Here is a 17,121-nt window from a genome sequence, read left to right on the forward strand (position 1 = left end):
GCGTCGACCTGCGACGGAAGAAGCCGATGAAGGCGGGGCGTGCTCGTACCGCAGTTACTGGGGGCATCCATCATGGTTCAGCACGGCGACAATCAGCACGGCGGTGAGCAGGAAGAAAGCAGCAACGGTGCCGCCGCACCACCGGGAGGCGCCGACGGCGGCGCACCTCCTGCCGATCACGGTTCCCCGCAGCGGGAAGCCGCCGACGACGCCGGTACCGGGCAGGAGCCTGCTCCCGTACCGCTCGTGCGGATCGTCGCGGGATCGCATCTCATCACGGTCAATCCCGTCGACGGCAGCGAGATCGAGCCCTGCCCGCCGGACGAACTGCCCGGCGCGCCCCGGAAGCTGGGCCCCGGTGAACGTCCCGCGAGCGCCTTCGCCGCACCGGCCCCGTCGAAGGCCGCGGCGGCTGCCGACGGCGACGCGCCGGCCGGAGCGTCCGCGATACCGATGCTGGAGCGCGACGAAGAACGCGACGAGCTCGCCCGCGAACTCGCGCGAGGCCGCACCATCCGCCTGACCGGACCTTCGGGCGTCGGGCGCACCACTCTGCTGGACGCCGTCGCCGAGGACGTCGCCGAACTCGCCCCCGACGGCGTCGTGCGTCTGAACGGTCACCACAGGACGCCGGACGACTTGTTGCAGGAACTTTTCTCCGCCGTCCACGACGCGTCCCGGCACCGTCCGTCGGATGACGAACTGCGGGCCGCGCTGCGCGAAATCGGCGCGGTCGTCATCGTCGACGACCTCGGCTTCGGCGGCGAGGCGCTGGACCAACTGCTCGAAGCCACCCCCGAATGCGCATTTCTCCTCGCCGCCACGCCGGACGTCCCCGCCCCCTCTGCGGACGCCCACGTGGAAGAGGTCGCGCTGACCGGTCTCAGCCGGACCGGGTGCCTGGAACTGCTCGAACTCGTCGTCCGGCGCCCCCTGACGGACGAGGAGTCCGACGCGGCGGGCGATCTCTGGTTCGGCGCCGAGGACGCCATGGAAGGCCTTCCGCTGCGCTTCGTGCAGGCCGGCGCGCTCCTGCGGCACGGCACGGCCGAGGACTTGACCAGTGCGACGTCCGCAGGCGAAGCGGCCGGCAGTGATGCCCCGGGCGGCCGCACATCGTCCGGCGCTGCCCGCGGCGTGACCGCCGTCGTCGCCGATCATCTGTCACCCGAGGCGCGAGAGGTGCTGCGTTTCGCCCTCGCTCTCGGCGGCGAGCTCCCGCACCAGAAGCATCTGCCCGCCCTGGTCGGTGAGCCCAAGGCAGCGGACTCCGTCGCCGAGCTGGCCGGTGCGGGTCTCGTCACCGCCCACGGCGCGCGTCACAAGCTCGCCGCCGGTGTCACCGCGGAGCTGAAGGCCGCAGGTTTCGCGGACGGCACGCACCACCGGGCGCTGAGCGCGGCGCACCACTACTGCTGGTGGACGGGGCAGCCTTCGGCCGGCCCCCGGCAGGTGGCCGGAGAGGCCGACGCGGTACTCGCAGCCGTGCACGGCGCACACCGCGGCGGTCACGCGAGTTCAGCGGTGCTGCTCGCGCGTACGGCCGCTCCGATTCTCGCGGTCTCGCTGCGCTGGAGCGCGTGGGAGCGGCTGCTGCGTGCCGGGCAGGAAGCAGCGCGAACCTCGGGCGAAGTGGCACAAGAGGCTTACTTCCACCACGAGTTGGGCGTGCTGGCACTCTGCACCGGAGAGCTGCAGCGGGCGCGGGTGGAACTGGAGGCGTCGATAGCGCTGCGCGGCGCGCTGTGGGACCAGCAGGGCACCTACACGGGACGGCGGGCGCTGGCCCTGGTCGCGGACCTGATGGGCGAGACGGAGACCGGCCCGGAGACTGCGCCGGCCTCCGAGCACGCCCAGGAGCACGAGGCCGAACCCGTGTCCCGTGCGTACGAGCATGCGACGCCGCACGAGGACTCCGTGCCGCGCGAGGACGCGACGGCGTACGAGGACGTCCAGCCGCCGCAGGACGCGGAACCGCACCCACGGCCCTATCCGTCGCGGTTGGGCCCCGCCTTCCGGCAGGGAGCCGGAGTCGGAGCCGGCGTCGGAGCCGGAGCGCGGGCGCCGCGCCACGGGGACGAGAACGAGACGACACCGATCGTGGCGGTCACCGCCGCTCTCCGGACTGGGGACGGGGGAGGCGGCAAGGTCGACAAGACCGAGAAGGCCGGCACGTTCGCTGCGGGCACGCACGGCCCGTCCGGTCGTCAACGGTCGGGCAAGCGCGCCAACATGGCCGCCGCGGGTGCCGGTGCCGTACTCATGGCGGTACTCGGCGCGATCATGGGCCTCGGCTCCATGCCGGACGACGGACCCGGTCCCGACGACGGGGGCAACAAGCCCGGCGCCTCGACCTCTCAGCCGGACGAGAGCGACCTGAACGCGGACGACCCGGACTCCAGCAGCCCGGCGCGGCGGGCAGGCAAGTCCAAGAAGCCCGGCGACGACAGCAGCAAGCCCGAGGCGTCGGACAGTTCGAGCCGGCCCGGTCCGAGCGACAGCAGTTCGGCACCTGAGGAGGACCCGTCGAGCAGCGACCCCGGCAATTCCGGAGGTTCGAACGGCAACTCGTCGGGCAGCGACGGCGGTACCGACGGCGGTGCGGACGGCGGTACTGACGGTGGCACCGATGGCGGTACGGATGGTGGCGCCGACGGTGGGACCGATGGCGGTACTGACGGTGGCACCGATGGCGGGACCGATGGCGGCACGGACGGTGGTACCGACGGCGGGACCGATGGCGGTACGGACGGTGGTACCGACGGCGGTACTGATGGCGGCACGGACGGTGGTACGGACGGCGGCGCCGACGGTGGTACCGACGGTGGTACGGACACCGGCGGCGGCAGCAACAGCGGCGGGACGTCCGACGGAGGCACTGGCGGCGGTACCCCGTCGCCCACCGGTTCTCCGACCGGTTCCCCCATCGTCTGACGGGCGACGCCAGGGACGACGGAACGTACGCCCCGGACTCAGGTCGCGGGGCGTACGCCGGTGGTCGGTTCCTTGCGTACGAAGGCCCGACGCAGCGCGTGATAGGGCTCGTCCGGACCGAAGAACTGGCCGCGCATGACGCGCAGTTCCTCCCGGCGGTACTCCTGCAGCGGTTTGCGCGTCTCGTCCCTGCGGAGTGCCGCCGCCTTCTCCGCGAGGCGTCCGCCCAGCTCCCGGTCCAGCGCCGCCTGCGTCGCCATCCGGGAGGTCACGCCGGCGAAGTCCTGGGGGGCGGCGGGAACGAGCCGGTCCACGAGCCCCATCGCTGCGGCGGCACCGGCACTCACCGGTGCCGCCTCGCGCATGAGGCGTGCGGCTGCGGTTTCCCCGACGCGGCGGGGCAGGGTGTACGTCCAGTACTCGGAGCCGTACAGCCCCATCAGGCGGTAGTGCGGGTTCAGCACGGCTCCCTGCCTGCACCACACTTCGTCGGCCGCGAGCGCGAGCATCACCCCGCCTGCGGCCGCGTTGCCGCCGAGCGCCGCGATCACGAGGCGGTCGGTGGTCCGCAGCAGCGCCTCGACCAGATCGTCCATCGCCTGGATGTTCTCCCACGACTCCTGCGCCGGGTCCGCGGCGGCTTCGATGACACCGAGGTGGATGCCGTTGGAGAAGAAGTCGCGGGCGCTGCCGAACACGAGCACCGATGTCGGACGGGAGAGCGCGTGACGGTAGGCCGCGAGGAGGCGGCGGCAGTGGTCCGTGCTCATCGCGCCGCCGGGGAAGGAGAACCAGAGGAAGCCCGTCCGGCCGTCGGCGGTGCCCTTCTCCTCGTACCGGATGTCCGTCCAGGTCCGCCGGCCCGCCGGCAGAACCAGCGGAGCGGGCACCTCCGGTACGGCCGGCAGGCGTTCTCCCAGCGCCCGCACCGCCGGCTGCTTGAACGTGCGCGGGCCGCCGGGTGTGCGCCGTGGCCTGAGCTGCGGGATCCAGACCGCCCCGTCCCGTGTGGCACGGCAGATCGCACCCGTGCGCGTGGCCACGATCTCGCCCGGGGCGCCCCGCAGTCCGTCCTCGGGGTGGCCGCCGTGCAGGAACCATTCAGCCCCGAGCAGTTCGTCGAGCACGCCGGGCTGCGAGTCTGCGGCACGCAGCTTGCGGAGGACGGTTGCGCAGGAGTCGGCGGCCCAGTCGATGCGGCGCCGGGCCTGACCGAAGTACGGGCGCACGGTCACGTCGGTCTCGCCGTCGTGCTGGGACCGCGGCTTCCAGTTGCCTGACTCGTAGCGCTCGACGGCCAGTCTCACAGCGGCTGTTGCGGCGTCGGCAGCCTCGTTGCGGTAGATGTCGCTCTTGCCGGGACCGGCCCCTTCCCCGGTGCCGCCCCCGGCAGGAGCGGCGTCCCCGGCGCCCGGAATCCGGAAGGGGACGGAGGCCCAGACGTCTCCCGCGTCCATCTCGGCCTCCGCCTCGAGCACGGTCACCGCCCACTCCTGTGCTCCGGTCGCCACGGCCCAGTCCAGAGAGGACGGGCCGCGGTCGCCGGGCGGACCCGGATGGACGACGAGGCAGGTGTGTGCGGACCAGACGTCGCGGGGGATCGCCGTTCTGAGCATCGGCGCGACGACGAGTCCGGGAGTGTGGCGGCGTACGGCTGCGCGCAGGGCCTCGTCGTCGCCTCCCACCGCTACGTCCAACTCATGGCCGCAGTCGGTCAGTTCGGCGTGCACTCGCTGGGTGAGGCTGTTGAACGCGCTGGCCACGAGCAGAATCCGCACCGCACACCTCCGGGTCCGAGCACACCGGGCCGTCCCCCGGGCGCAGACAGCCTCGGACGGTAGTCCCGTGTGTGGGGCGGAGGCCGGAGCCGTGCGGTGGCACTTGGCGTGCGTACCCCGTACGAGCGTATGAACGTACTGCCGGCGGGACCGGGGCACCGCGCGGCGAACCGGGCACCGCGGGCCCCCGGCCGGCGGCTCCCGGTCGCGTAGCGGGCGGGCCTCAGAAGAGCCGCAGCCGGTCGTCCTCGATGCCCCGCAGCGAGTCGTAGTCGAGCGTGACGCATCCGATGCCGCGGTCGGTGGCGAGTACGCGGGCCTGCGGCTTGATCTCCTGTGCCGCGAAGACGCCCTTGACGGGGGCCAGCCGGGGGTCGCGGTTGAGAAGGTCGAGGTAGCGCGTCAGCTGCTCCACGCCGTCGATCTCGCCGCGCCGCTTGATCTCGACGGCGACGGTCGCGCCCTTCTCGTCGCGGCCGAGTATGTCGACGGGACCGATCGCGGTCGGATACTCGCGGCGGATGAGGGTCCACCCCTCGCCGAGGGTCTCCATCCGGTCGGCGAGGAGTTCCTGCAGGTGGGCTTCGACGCCGTCCTTGATGAGGCCGGGATCGGTGCCGAGTTCGTGCGAGGAGTCGTGCAGGATCTCCTCCATTGTGATGATCAATTTCTCGCCCGCCTTGTTCTCCACCGTCCAGACCGGGTTGGAGGTCTCCTCGGACTCCTTGACCGTGCACGGAGGCGACATCCAGTTGAGCGGTTTGTAGGCGCGGTCGTCAGCGTGGACGGAGACCGATCCGTCGGCCTTGACCAGGATGAGACGCGGAGCCAGGGGGAGATGGGCCGTGAGCCTGCCGGCATAGTCGACCGAGCAACGGGCGATGACGAGACGCATGGTCGGTCACGCTAGCGGACGCACTGCCCCCGATGCGATTCGCCCTTGATCCACCCGTTCGGCTGTGGCCGGATGTATGCCCATTCGCATGGTGCGGTCACTCTCCGCCCCTTAACGTTAACGATGGGGGGTGTCGCCGTACGGAATCGTGTGATCACGCGTCGCCGTCACGGGTCCCCTCCAAATCATCAGGAAGACCCCTAAATCCCCAGGGGTCGCGAGAGGAGAACCCCATGTCGCTCGACGTCTCACCGGCACTGTTGGCACAGGCGGAACGGGGCGAGGTCGACGAGAAGGACTTCGTCGACTGCGTCCGTTCCTCCCTGCCGTTCGCCTGGGAGATGATCAGCTCCCTGGTGGCGCAACTGAAGGTGGACGGCGGCGAGTTCGCCGACAACCAGACGCCGCCGCCGAACGAGCAGGCCCGCGGACAGCTGCTGCGCGCCCTGGCCAGCGACGCGATACGCGGCGCGCTGGAGCGGCACTTCGGCGTACGTCTCGCCTTCCAGAACTGCCACCGGGTGGCCGTCTTCCCGCTGGACTCCATGGTGGACGACCGGCTGGCCCGCTTCACGTCCGTCCGCGGACAGCTGCTGAACCAGTCGCCGACGCTCCGCGACTGCTGAGCTGACCGCACGCCGCGGGCCGGCAGGCGGCACGCCGAGGCCGGGCGGGGGGCTCACTGCGCAGGGGGGAGCTGCGTCAGGACCTCTTCGCCCAGCCGCTGTACGTTCCGCTCGGTGGCCGCCAGGTCGCCCGTCCCCTCGACGAGCAGGGCGTACCGGTTGATTCCGGTGCGCTCGCTCGTCGCCGCCAGCCGGTCCGCACACAGCGCGGGTGTCCCCACGGGGTGCAGCTTGCACAGGAGTTCGGTGTAACCGTGCGGGTCGCGCATCGTCCGCTGCCGGCCGTCCACCGTGCGGTGCGCGCCCAGTCCGGTACGGAACCAGCCCGGCATGGACTTCTGGAGAGCCTCGGCCGCTTCCGCGGTGTCGTCCCCGACCTGTGCCACTCCGGCGGAGACGTGCAGCGACGCCGCCTGTTCGATCTCCTCCGGACTGTGCCCGGCGTCCCGCGCCTCGCGGCGCCACATCGCGACGACCTCGGCCTTCTCTCCGTCGTCGCAGTGCATGCCCAGCAGCATCGGCAGGCCGCGCTGCGCCGCGAGGCGGACCGTCCCGGGAGAGGTGCACGCGACGACGACCGGCGGACGGGCCGGGGAGCCGCCTCGTTCGGTGCCGCCGGACGGAAGCAGAGGCTCGTCGCAGCGAGGCACGACCTCGACCTCACGGAACTGGTAGCGCTCGCCGTCGGTGCCCACCCGTGCCTCCCGCAGCCAGCGCATCAGCAGGTCCAGCGACTCCGGGAAGCCGTGCTCGTACGCGTCGAGGCCGCCGCCGAGGACTTCGAGATCGACCCACGGTCCGCCTCGGCCGACGCCGAGTACGAAACGCCCTCCGGACGTCAGGTGAAGCAGCGCCGCCTGTTCCCCGAGGGCGACGGGGTGGGCGTTGGGCAGCACGGTCACTGCCGTGCCGACGTCGATGCGCCTGGTGCGTCCCAGCAGCAGCGCCGCGAGCGTCACCGCCGAGGGGCAGACCCCGTACGGCACGAAGTGGTGTTCGGCGAGCCAGACGGAATCGAGACCTGAGGCCTCCGCCACCTCCGCGGTACGGATCGCTCGGTGCAGTGGCTCTCTCTGGCTCTGCCCGGGGAACTGTGCGGCCAGCACGAACGCTCCAACTCGCATGCTGCTCCCTCCTCTTGGGCTTCGCGGGTACCCAACAGGCAATAACGGCTGACACGTGCCAAGGGCACGGCCTGTGCGCGCATTCTTCCGATGAACGGCATTCGGCAACAGGGGAGTTGACAGACCGGCCCTCGTTCTGCGCCGGGCTGCGGGCATCCCGCCGAATCATGGCTACGCTGGAAGGCCCCGATTCCGCCGAGCTGTCGAGGTGTCCTGTGTCCCCGCGCCGTAACCGTCCCCGCGGCGGTGCACCGAGATCCTCTGCGTCCGCGGGCGGCGGTCGCGACGACGCGCCCGGCCTGCGGTACGGCCTGGAGCGCACGGAGGAGTGGCGCGGAGAGGACTGGGCCGTGCGCCACGTCGCCGGTACGACGGGCAAACGCTACCGGTGTCCTGGCTGCGACCAGGAGATCCCGGCCGTCCCTCACGTGGTGGCCTGGCCGCGGACGGGAGACGTCGACGACCGGCGGCACTGGCACAAGGCCTGCTGGAACGCGCGTGACCGCCGGAGTGTGCGCGTCCAGCGGTCGCGCAACGCCCCCCGCCACTGACCCGCCGTACGCCATCGGGCCGCCCGGGGTCGCTGTGGCGACCTGATCACGGTGAGCCGCGCGCCGACGGCCCCCGGCGGTGTGCCTGTCAGCTCCGCGCATCCTTCTCGCCCGGTGTGCCTTCCTGAGCCCGTGCCCGGTCCTGCTGCTCCCGCTCCCGCAGCCTCTCCCGCTGCGGCACGACCGTGTACTTGGGGTCCTTGGCGGACTCCAGCCCCGCCTGGAAGACGCCCAGCCGTGTGCACGCCGAAGCAGCGAGCAGCGCCGCCCCGGAGACACCCGCGGCCAGGCGGCTGCGCCCCGCGAACAGTGCCGCTCCCGCCGCGCCCGCGGCGGAGAGGGCTCCGGCGGTACGCATCCAACGGCCGCCGCTGCCCCGGCGGTAGACCTCGGCCACGAGACCGAGTCTGCGCTCCATCGCCTTGACTGCCGCGTTCTCCAGGGCTGTCGCGGCGAGGGCGGCGGTACGGGCCGGTCCGTTCTCGGTGAGCGGAGAGGCGGCAAGGGCCATGCCGGAGGCGGCGGCCGCGGCCGATCCGACGAAGACGAAGGGGAGTTCGCGGTAGCCGCCGTGCCACGCGGGCACGGCCGTGTCCGCCGCCAGCACCGCCGTGTACGCGGCCACCGCGGGGCCGAGCAGCGCCGCGCCCACCGTTGCCGTACGGCCGAGGCGGGGCAGACGCCCGCTCACCTCGCACAGGCTCGCCGCGCCCGAGGCGGGTCCGTACGCCGCGAGCAGCCAGGAGCCGACGCTCATGGGGGAGGTGGGCTTGAAGACCCGCAGCATGTTCGCGAAGCGGCCGGGACGGCCGAGGTCGTGGATGAGAGCAGCCGCCGAACCCGCGACCGCCACCGTCGACGTGACCTTCAGCGCACGGGCCGTGACGGGACGGCCCGTCAGCTCGGCGCCGGCGGCCAGCACGGAGCCCGCGCCGGCGAGACCCCCGAGGAAGAAGTACCCGGCGATGTTCGCCGCCTTCCACGCCGGCCGGTTGAGCACCGGTCTGCCGTAGTACGAGGTGAACTCGGCCTCCGGCACCATCGGCTGCTCGCCTCGGCGACGCCTGCGGCCCGCCCGGCCGCCGCGGTGCCGGCCGCCGCCCCCGCCGGGACCGGGGGCGGTTCCGCGGTCCCGGTGGCCGTGGCCGTCCGTCAGGTCGTGGCCGCCGACGAGCGCCGCACGGCCCGGACGCTCACCCCGGACGCCGTCCTTCGTGACGTCGGAGATGCTGCCGCCGTGCTGCAGCCGCGCCGGGTCCTCGTAGATCTCCCCGTACGGACGGTGGCCGTTGCGCTGCACGTCCTCGTCGCTGTGCGCCTCCGCGTCGCCGCTCATCGCGGGAACCTCCTCGCCGGTCGGCTGTTTCTTCCGTGCACGGCGAAGGCGGCCGCCAGCCCGCCGAGCAGGGCGAGCGCCGCCGCCCCGGCGTGCCGCCACATGTCGGGCAGGTCGCGGGTGGTGACGACCGGGTCCGGCGGCAGCCCGTACACCTCGGGGTCGTCGAGCAGCAGGAAGAAGGCTCCGTCGCCGCCGACCCCGTCCTCCGGGTCGTGGCCGTAGAGGCGGGCGTCGCTGACGCCCGCCTCCCGCAACTGGTCGACGCGGGCCTGCGCCCGCTCGCGCAGTTCGTCGAGGGGCCCGAACTGGATGGACTCCGTCGGGCAGGCCTTCGCGCAGGCGGGTTCCTGCCCGGCGCCCAGCCGGTCGTAGCACATCGTGCACTTGAACGCCCGGCCGTCGTGCGGACGTTGCTCGATGACGCCGTAGGGGCAGGCGGGCACGCAGTAGCCGCAGCCGTTGCAGATGTCGTCCTGCACGACGACGGTGCCGAACTCGGTGCGGAAGAGCGACCCGGTGGGGCAGACGTCCAGGCAGGCGGCGTGCGTGCAGTGCTTGCACACGTCGGAGGACATCAGCCAGCGCAGTTCGGTGCGTCCGTCGGCCTCGGGCGGAGCCTGAGCCGCCGGGGCGGTGCCGGGTTCCCCCGTCGGCGTCGCGGGGCCATGTGCGGCGAGCGCGAGCACGTCCAGGCCGCTGTGGTCGACGTCGGCGTGCGCGTGCCCCACGGGTTTGCTCTGCTCGATGAAGGCGACGTGCCGCCACGTCGAGGCGCCCAGACCCTGTGAGTTGTCGTAACTCATTCCGGTGAGTTCGAGGCCGTCCTCGGGAATGGCGTTCCACTCCTTGCACGCCACTTCGCACGCCTTGCAGCCGATGCAGACGGAGGTGTCGGTGAAGAAGCCGACGCGCGGCGGGTGGCCGGTGTGGCCGGCGTCGCCTGCCGGATCGTCCTCCGCGCCGGCGAGCAGGTTGCGTCCGACGAGTGAACCGGCGCCGGTGCCGTGGGTGTCGCTGCCGCCGCCGCGGGTCTCGTTGCCGGTCAGGGAGCCCGTCATCCCAGCGCCTCCGTTCCTGTCGCCTCGCTCACGCCGCCGCGCTCGCGGTACTCCTGGAGCAGCTGGAGCAGCTCCGGGCCGCGGGGGCGGCGGCCGGGCCGGATGTCGGCGGTCAGCGCCTTCACCTCCTGGATGTGCACGTTCGGGTCGAGCGCGATGGACGTCAGCTCGTTGGCCGAGTCGCCGGTGCTGTAGCCGTTGCCGCCCCAGTGGTACGGCAGGCCGATCTGGTGGACGGTGCGCCCTCCCGCCCGCAGCGGCGACATCCGCCGGGTGACCAGCACCCGCGCCTCGACCGCGCTGCGCGCGGTGATGACGGTCGCCCATCCGGCGTGCTCCAGGCCGCGTTCGGCGGCGAGCTCCGGGGACACCTCGCAGAAGAACTCGGGCTGGAGCTCCGCCAGATACGGCGTCCAGCGGGTCATGCCGCCCGCGGTGAAGTGCTCGGTGAGCCGGTACGTCGTCACCACGTACGGATAGACGTCCGAGCCGGGTTCCGTTCCGCTGTTGTGGTAGCGGTTGCGCTCCCGGGAGAAGACCTCCCGTACGGGGCTGCGCTGCTGACGCCGGTGGACGGGGTTGGCGACGGGGGAGTCCTGCGGCTCGTAGTGCGCGGGCAGCGGGCCGTCGAGGAGCCCGGCCGGTGCGTACAGCCAGCCCTTCCCGTCGGCCTGCATGATGAACGGATCGACGCCGCTGATCGCGTCCGGTCCCGTGGCGCCCGGTTCGGGACGGTAGGAGGGCGGCCGGTCGGCGATGAAGTCGGGGTTGTCGTGGCCGGTCCAGATGCCCTGCTTCCCGTCCCACCACACCAGTGCCTTGCGGTCGCTCCACGGGCGGCCGGCGGGGTCGGCGGAGGCCCGGTTGTAGAGGATGCGGCGGTTGGCGGGCCACGCCCACGCCCACTCGGCGGCGATCCAGTCCTGCTCGGTGTGCGGCTTCTTGCGGGCCGCCTGGTTGACGCCGTCGGCGTAGACGCCGCAGTAGATCCAGCAGCCGCAGGACGTGGAGCCGTCGTCCTTGAGCTGCTGGTAGCCGGAGAGCGGCTCGCCGTCCGGGCCGTACCCGTTGATCTCGGCCAGCACGGCTTCGGCGCCGGGTTCGCCGTGCCGCCCCTCTGTCGGGTAGTCCCAGGTGAGGTCGAGCAGAGGACGGTCCATCGGGTCGGTGGAGTCCTTCAGCCGCTCCCTGATGCGCTTGCCGAGGTGGTAGACGAACCACAGGTCGCTGCGTGCCTCGCCGTCGGGTTCCCTGGCGGCCTCGTGCCACTGCACGTACCGGTTTGTGTTGGTGAACGAGCCGTTCTTCTCGGTGTGCGAGGCCGCCGGGAAGAAGAAGACCTCGGTGCCGATGTCCTCCGTGCGCAGCTCTCCGCTCTCGATCTCCGGCCCGTCCTTCCACCAGGTCGCCGACTCGACCAGTGAGAAGTCGCGGACGACCTGCCATTCGAGGTTGGCCATCCCCATGCGCTGCATACGGGAGTTGGCTGATCCGACGGCCGGGTTCTCGCCCATCAGGAAGTAGCCCTTGCAGATGCCGTCGAGCTGGTTCAGCACCGTCTCGTACGTGCTGTGCGAGCCGGTGAGGCGGGGCAGGTGGTCGAAGCAGTAGTCGTTGTCCTCGGTGGCCGCGTCGCCCCAGTACGCCTTCATCAGGCTGACGAGGTAGGAGCGCATGTTGCCCCAGAAGCCCTTGTCGGCGCGGACCGCCTGGACGAACTTGTCCAGAGTCTCGTTCTCGTGCGCGTGCGGCATCGGGATGTATCCGGGCAGCAGGTTGTACAGCGTCGGGATGTCGCTGGAACCCTGGATGCTCGCGTGGCCCCGCAGGGCCTGGATCCCGCCGCCGGGCCGTCCGATGTTGCCCAGGAGCAGCTGCAGAATGCAGGCGGTACGGATGTACTGGGCGCCGACCGTGTGCTGTGTCCAGCCGACCGCGTAGCAGAACTCGCTGGTCCGGTCCGGGCCGGAGTTCTCCACCAGGGCCCGGCAGACCTCCAGGAAGGTCTCCTCGGGAATGCCGCAGGTCTCCTCGACCATCTCCGGGGTGTAGCGGGCGAAGTGACGCTTGAGGATCTGGTAGACGCAGCGCGGGTCCTGGAGCGTGCGGTCCTGCCGGGACTCCGCCTCGCCCTCGAGGCCGGGACCGCCGGAGCCGTGCGACTCCGCCATCCCCGCGGACGCCGGGGTGCGCGGCGTGCCCCGCGTGCCCGGGGTGTCCCCGGCCTGCTCCGCCTCACGCGTCCGCTCCTCGTACAGCGCGTCCCGCTCGCCGGAGGCGGCCTGTATCGTCCCGCCGCCCTCGTACTGCCAGGTTTCCATGTCGTACTGCCCGGTCCCGGGGTCGAAGCCGGAGAAGAGTCCGTCGAGGTCCTCGGTGTCCTGGAAGTCCTCACCGACGATCGTCGCCGCGTTGGTGTACTCGAGGACGTACTCACGGAAGTCGGAGCCGGTGCTCAGCACGTGGTTGATGATCCCGCCGAGGAACGCGATGTCGGTGCCGGCCCGGATCGGCACGTACAGATCGGCGAGCGCACTCGTACGTGTGAAACGCGGATCGACGTGGATCACCTTGGCGCCGCGCGCCTTCGCCTCCATCACCCACTGGAAGCCCACGGGGTGCGCCTCGGCGAAGTTGGAGCCCTCGATGACGATGCAGTCGGAGTTCTGCAGGTCCTGAAGGAAGGTGGTGGCGCCTCCGCGGCCGAAGGAGGTGCCGAGGCCCGCGACGGTCGAGCTGTGGCAGATACGGGCCTGGTTCTCGACCTGCACCACGCCCAGGGCGGTGAACAACTTCTTGATCAGGTAGTTCTCTTCGTTGTCGAGGGCCGCGCCGCCCAGCGTCGCCAGGCCGAGGGTGCGGTTCACGCGCAGACCCTCGTGCTCCCACTGCCACGATTCGCGCCGGGTGCGGACGACACGCTCCGCCACCATGTCCATGGCGGTGTCGAGATCCAGCCGTTCCCAGTCCGTGCCGTACGGCCGCCGGTAGAGGACCTCGTGACGCCGGGAGTCGCCGGTCGTCAGCTGCAGCGTCGCCGAGCCCTTCGGGCACAGACGGCCGCGGCTGACGGGGGAGTCGGGGTCGCCCTCGATCTGGACGACCTTCCCGTCCTCGACGTAGACGTTCTGGCCGCACCCCACGGCGCAGTACGGGCAGACGGACTTCACGACCCTGTCCGCGGTCTCGGTCCTGGACCGCAGCCCGCGGGTGCGGGCGGAACTGGCGGCCGCCCCGCGGCCCAGCGGATCCTCCCCGGTCAGCTGCCGGTACACCGGCCAGTTCTCGATCCAGGTGCGTACACCCATCACCCGACCTCCGTCCGCGCGGTCACGTAGTCGCGCCGGAGGGGTGCCCGTCCCGCCGGGGTCTACTCGTGGAGTGCAGGCGTACGGCCCGAACGGGCCACGGGTACGCGGACCACGGCCCGGGCGAGCCGGTACGGCCGGCCCCGCCCGGCCAGCCGGACGTCGCAGCAGACGGACGTCACGGCGACGCGGACGTCGGACGTGGCGTCACACGTCGCGGTTGTTGAGCATGACGAAGGCGCCGGCGAGCGCGACCGCGGTGACCGCCGCGAGGATGCCCAACAGGGGCCATCCGGTGGCGTTCTGGTCCTCGCCCGCCATGGGGATGCGGTACAGCGAGGCCAGTCCGTTCAGCGGGGAGTACTCCATGAGGAACTCGCGCACCTTGCGCAGCGACTCGCCCGCCATGAACAGCGACATCACCAGCGGCAGCAGGACGAGACCGAGCATGGCGGTGATCGCGCCCGCCGAGTGCCTCATCAGCGCCCCGACGGCAAGGGCCAGCAGCCCCAGCAGCGCGACGTACAGACCGGCGCCGACCGTCGCCCCGAGCCACTGGCTGCCGTCGGCGACGAGCTGGCCGTTCTCGATGGAGCCCTCGAACTCCTCCATCTGCCGTGCGAAGGGCGGGATCTCCTGATCGCTCAGCAGCGCCGAGTTGATGAGCGCGGTGATGGTGCAGGCGACCGTCGTCATGACGAAGGCGAGCAGGAAGAAGATCAGGGCCTTGGCGATCAGCACCCGGCCGCGGTTGGGACAGGCCGTCATGGTGGTGCGGATCATGCCGGTGCCGTACTCGGAGGTGATCACCAGCACGCCGAGGGTGATGATGCAGATCTGGCCGAGCATCAGGCCGAAGAGTCCCGGCGCGAGGAGCGGCATCCCCGTGAACGTACCGCCGCTGAGGCCGAGCGCGGTGAGCAGGCCGATGCCGACGGTGAGCAGGAACATCACGCCGAGCGTCCACACTGTCGAGCGCACCGAGCGGATCTTCGTCCACTCGGAGGCGATGGCGTGGCCGAGGTGGGTGCGCCGGAGCGGGATGGGGGAGGCGTAGCCGCCGCCCATGGGGTGACCCTGCGGCGGGGCCGGCGCCGCGGTGGCCGTGCCGTTCGCGTGCGGGCCGGGCTGACCGTGGGGGGCGGGCTGCGGCTGGTACTCCCCGCTCCGGGGCGGCTGTTGCGGCTGCTGGTCGGGGGTGGTCATCGGGCGTCGTCCTCGCTGTCGGACCGGGAAGCGTCGTCGGAGCCGTCTTGGCGCTCGGGCTGAGCGGGCTGCACGGGGGGAGCGGGCTGCGCGGCCGGAGCCGGCGGTGCTGCCTGCGGCGCGGGCGGGGTCTGCGGCGGCGTCTGCCACACCTGCCCGGCCGCCGGTGCCTGCCCGGCGGCGTACGGGTTCGGCTGTCCACCCGGTACGGCACCCGGCGCGGGACCGTAGCCGGGCGCTTGCCCGTAACCCGGAGCGCCGGCGTGCGGCCCGCCCTGGAAGGGCGCTCCGGGAGGGGGAGCGCCCCAGCCGCCGGGCGCCCCGGGGACGCCCGGTGCACCCGGTACGGGCGGCGGCCCGTGCGGCCCGACGGGAACACCCAGCTGCGCGGCCACCTGCTGTTGCAGCCCCGCGCGCTGGTCCACGGTGGAGCGGTAGTCCACAGCACCCTGCGTCAGCTGCATGTACGCCTCCTCGAGGGAGGCCTGATGCGGGGAGAGCTCCCACAGCCGTACGTCCGCGCTGTGCGCCAGGTCGCTGATCTGCGGCAGTGGAAGCCCGCTCACCCGCAACGCGCCGTCCTCCTCCGGCTGCACCCGGCCGCCCGCCTCGTTCATGGCGGACGTCAGCTTCTCCCGCTGCTCCGGTTCGCCCTCGGGCGTGCGGACGCGGGCGAAGCCCACCGAGTTCTGAGCGATGAACTGCTTGACCGAGGTGTCCGCCATCAACTGCCCGCGTCCGATGACGATCAGATGCTCGGCGGTCAGCGCCATCTCGCTCATCAGGTGGGAGGAGACGAAGACGGTGCGTCCCTCGCCGGCCAGCTGTTTCATCAGATTCCGCACCCAGAGGATGCCTTCGGGGTCGAGTCCGTTGACGGGCTCGTCGAAGAGCAGTACCTGCGGGTCGCCGAGCAGAGCGGCGGCGATGCCCAGGCGCTGTCCCATGCCGAGCGAGAACCCCTTGGAGCGCTTCCTGGCCACCTGCCTCAGGCCCACGACGTCGAGCACCTCGTCCACCCGTCGGGCCGGGATGCCCGACAGCTGCGCCAGCGACAGCAGATGGCTGCGCGCGGAGCGTCCGCCGTGCACCGCCTTCGCATCCAGCAGGGCGCCCACCTGGCGGGGTGCGTTGGGCAGCCGGCGGAAGTGGTGGCCGCCGATGGTCACACTGCCGGCCGTCGGGGTGTCCAGCCCGAGGATCATGCGCATCGTCGTGGACTTCCCGGAACCGTTGGGCCCCAGGAAGCCCGTGACTGTGCCGGGCCGTACCTGGAAGGACAGGTTGTAGACGGCCGTCTTGGCGCCGTAGCGCTTTGTCAGGCCGTACGCCTCGATCATCCGCTTCGTCCCTGGACGCAGTTCGGGGCTGGTCGCCCCCGGGCATGGCCTAGGAGGTTACAAGCCCGCCGATCGGTTCCATCCGATGGTTCGTACAAGCGCTCGTACGGCGCTCCTGCCGCGTGGGCGGCTTCGGCGGGCTGCGAACCCCAGGCGTCACACGACAGTTGGTGCCCGCTCATGCTCGATTCAGGCGTCACGCCGCTTCAGGACGATCCAGCCCGCGACGAGCGCGGCCACCGTCCAGGCGGCCATGATGAGCAGCCCTTCGTACGGCCCGTACGGACGGTTCAGCGACTCCGGAACCACGGCGGTCACCGTCTTGCCGGCCTGGTCCGGCAGGTACTGGGCGTACTCCTTCGTCGCTTCGACGGTCCCCAGGATGTTGGAGATGAGGAAGAAGAACGGCATCAGGATGGCGAACGCCAGCAGGGGACTGCGCAGCACGAAGCTCAGGCCCATCGCGAAGAGCGCGATCAGCGTCATGTAGACCCCGCCGCCGAGCACGGCCCGCAGGACGCCCTCGTCCTCGATCGAGACACTGCGCTCGCCGAGCAGCGCCTGCCCGACGAAGAACGCCAGGAAGCTCGTGGCCATCCCGACCACCAGGACGAGCGTCCCGGCGACGAAGACCTTCGAGAGGAGGAAGACGGTGCGCTGCGGCACGGCGGCGAGCGAGCTGCGGATCATGCCGGTGCTGTACTCGCCGGCGACGACCATCACGCCGAAGGCGATCATCGCCAGCTGTCCGAGGCCGGAGCCGGAGAAACTCGTCTGCACGGCGTCGAAGTTGAGCTGCTCCTGCTTGCTGAGCTTCTCGAACTGGGAAGCGGTGAAGGCGCAGATGAGGGCGGAGAGACCGACCGTCACCGTCAGGGCGGTCGCCAGCGTCCACACTGTGGAGCGCACGGAACGGATCTTGGTCCACTCCGACCGTAGAACCCGGGTGGTGTGCGGCATCG

12 protein-coding genes are annotated in these 17,121 nt (G+C 71.6%); 3 read left to right on the forward strand and 9 right to left on the reverse strand.

Going from position 1 to position 17,121, the window contains the following annotated elements; all coding sequences use genetic code 11:
• Positions 1–72 precede the first annotated feature (72 nt).
• Positions 73–2,934 (forward strand): ATP-binding protein, encoded by a 2,862-nt coding sequence (locus tag ACFPA8_RS06535; protein WP_386443633.1) that lies wholly within the window; start codon positions 73–75, stop codon positions 2,932–2,934.
• Between the two features lie 38 nt (positions 2,935–2,972).
• Here the strand turns inward: ACFPA8_RS06535 and ACFPA8_RS06540 are convergent, their stop codons facing one another.
• On the reverse strand, positions 2,973–4,712 hold the full coding sequence (locus ACFPA8_RS06540) for an enoyl-CoA hydratase-related protein (protein WP_386443636.1): 1,740 nt from the start codon (positions 4,710–4,712) through the stop codon (positions 2,973–2,975).
• Positions 4,713–4,935: 223 nt separating this feature from the next.
• Entirely contained in the window at positions 4,936–5,607 is a 672-nt protein-coding gene (nucS, locus tag ACFPA8_RS06545) for an endonuclease NucS (protein WP_386443639.1), read from the reverse strand.
• Positions 5,608–5,840: 233 nt separating this feature from the next.
• On the opposite strand from nucS, the gene ACFPA8_RS06550 reads away from it, so the two are divergent.
• The gene (locus tag ACFPA8_RS06550; RefSeq protein WP_386443642.1) at positions 5,841–6,233 is read left to right on the forward strand and encodes an SCO5389 family protein; all 393 of its coding nucleotides are present in this window, start codon (positions 5,841–5,843) and stop codon (positions 6,231–6,233) included.
• A gap of 53 nt (positions 6,234–6,286) precedes the next feature.
• Here ACFPA8_RS06550 and ACFPA8_RS06555 read toward each other — a convergent pair whose 3' ends face one another.
• On the reverse strand, positions 6,287–7,357 hold the full coding sequence (locus tag ACFPA8_RS06555) for an LLM class flavin-dependent oxidoreductase (RefSeq protein ID WP_386443645.1): 1,071 nt from the start codon (positions 7,355–7,357) through the stop codon (positions 6,287–6,289).
• A gap of 215 nt (positions 7,358–7,572) precedes the next feature.
• Between ACFPA8_RS06555 and ACFPA8_RS06560 the strand changes: the two genes are divergently transcribed.
• A complete protein-coding gene (locus ACFPA8_RS06560) occupies positions 7,573–7,908 on the forward strand; it encodes an ATP/GTP-binding protein (RefSeq protein ID WP_386444676.1) in 336 nt (111 codons plus the stop codon).
• A gap of 88 nt (positions 7,909–7,996) precedes the next feature.
• Here ACFPA8_RS06560 and nrfD read toward each other — a convergent pair whose 3' ends face one another.
• From nrfD to ACFPA8_RS06590, 6 genes are all read right to left on the reverse strand, one after another.
• Positions 7,997–8,950 carry an NrfD/PsrC family molybdoenzyme membrane anchor subunit gene (nrfD, locus tag ACFPA8_RS06565; protein WP_386444679.1) on the reverse strand — a complete coding sequence of 318 codons (954 nt, stop codon included), beginning with the start codon at positions 8,948–8,950 and terminating at the stop codon, positions 7,997–7,999.
• A gap of 290 nt (positions 8,951–9,240) precedes the next feature.
• Positions 9,241–10,305 carry a 4Fe-4S dicluster domain-containing protein gene (locus tag ACFPA8_RS06570; protein WP_386443648.1) on the reverse strand — a complete coding sequence of 355 codons (1,065 nt, stop codon included), beginning with the start codon at positions 10,303–10,305 and terminating at the stop codon, positions 9,241–9,243.
• A complete protein-coding gene (gene fdh, locus ACFPA8_RS06575) occupies positions 10,302–13,613 on the reverse strand; it encodes a formate dehydrogenase (RefSeq protein WP_386443651.1) in 3,312 nt (1,103 codons plus the stop codon). Before fdh ends, ACFPA8_RS06570 begins: the two co-directional genes overlap by 4 nt.
• Before the next feature lie 207 nt (positions 13,614–13,820).
• On the reverse strand, positions 13,821–14,819 hold the full coding sequence (locus tag ACFPA8_RS06580) for an ABC transporter permease subunit (protein WP_386443654.1): 999 nt from the start codon (positions 14,817–14,819) through the stop codon (positions 13,821–13,823).
• A complete protein-coding gene (locus ACFPA8_RS06585; RefSeq protein ID WP_386443657.1) occupies positions 14,816–16,159 on the reverse strand; it encodes an ABC transporter ATP-binding protein in 1,344 nt (447 codons plus the stop codon). Before ACFPA8_RS06585 ends, ACFPA8_RS06580 begins: the two co-directional genes overlap by 4 nt.
• A 189-nt stretch (positions 16,160–16,348) precedes the next feature.
• Positions 16,349–17,119: an ABC transporter permease gene (locus ACFPA8_RS06590; RefSeq protein ID WP_386443660.1), complete on the reverse strand. Its 771-nt coding sequence runs from the start codon at positions 17,117–17,119 to the stop codon at positions 16,349–16,351.
• Positions 17,120–17,121: the final 2 nt, after the last annotated feature.

Source organism: Streptomyces ovatisporus (assembly GCF_042653885.1).
Classification (GTDB): Bacteria; Actinomycetota; Actinomycetes; order Streptomycetales; family Streptomycetaceae; genus Streptomyces; species Streptomyces ovatisporus.

Bases quoted from the DNA above. Each gene is read 5' to 3' on its own strand.
- ACFPA8_RS06570 (WP_386443648.1), bottom strand. From the start codon at position 10,305: ATGACGGGCTCCCTGACCGGCAACGAGACCCGCGGCGGCGGCAGCGAC.
- nucS (WP_386443639.1), bottom strand. From the start codon at position 5,607: ATGCGTCTCGTCATCGCCCGTTGCTCGGTCGACTATGCCGGCAGGCTC.
- ACFPA8_RS06550 (WP_386443642.1), top strand. From the start codon at position 5,841: ATGTCGCTCGACGTCTCACCGGCACTGTTGGCACAGGCGGAACGGGGC.
- ACFPA8_RS06590 (WP_386443660.1), bottom strand. From the start codon at position 17,119: ATGCCGCACACCACCCGGGTTCTACGGTCGGAGTGGACCAAGATCCGT.
- ACFPA8_RS06535 (WP_386443633.1), top strand. From the start codon at position 73: ATGGTTCAGCACGGCGACAATCAGCACGGCGGTGAGCAGGAAGAAAGC.
- ACFPA8_RS06580 (WP_386443654.1), bottom strand. From the start codon at position 14,819: ATGACCACCCCCGACCAGCAGCCGCAACAGCCGCCCCGGAGCGGGGAG.
- nrfD (WP_386444679.1), bottom strand. From the start codon at position 8,950: ATGGTGCCGGAGGCCGAGTTCACCTCGTACTACGGCAGACCGGTGCTC.
- fdh (WP_386443651.1), bottom strand. From the start codon at position 13,613: ATGGGTGTACGCACCTGGATCGAGAACTGGCCGGTGTACCGGCAGCTG.
- ACFPA8_RS06555 (WP_386443645.1), bottom strand. From the start codon at position 7,357: ATGCGAGTTGGAGCGTTCGTGCTGGCCGCACAGTTCCCCGGGCAGAGC.
- ACFPA8_RS06585 (WP_386443657.1), bottom strand. From the start codon at position 16,159: ATGATCGAGGCGTACGGCCTGACAAAGCGCTACGGCGCCAAGACGGCC.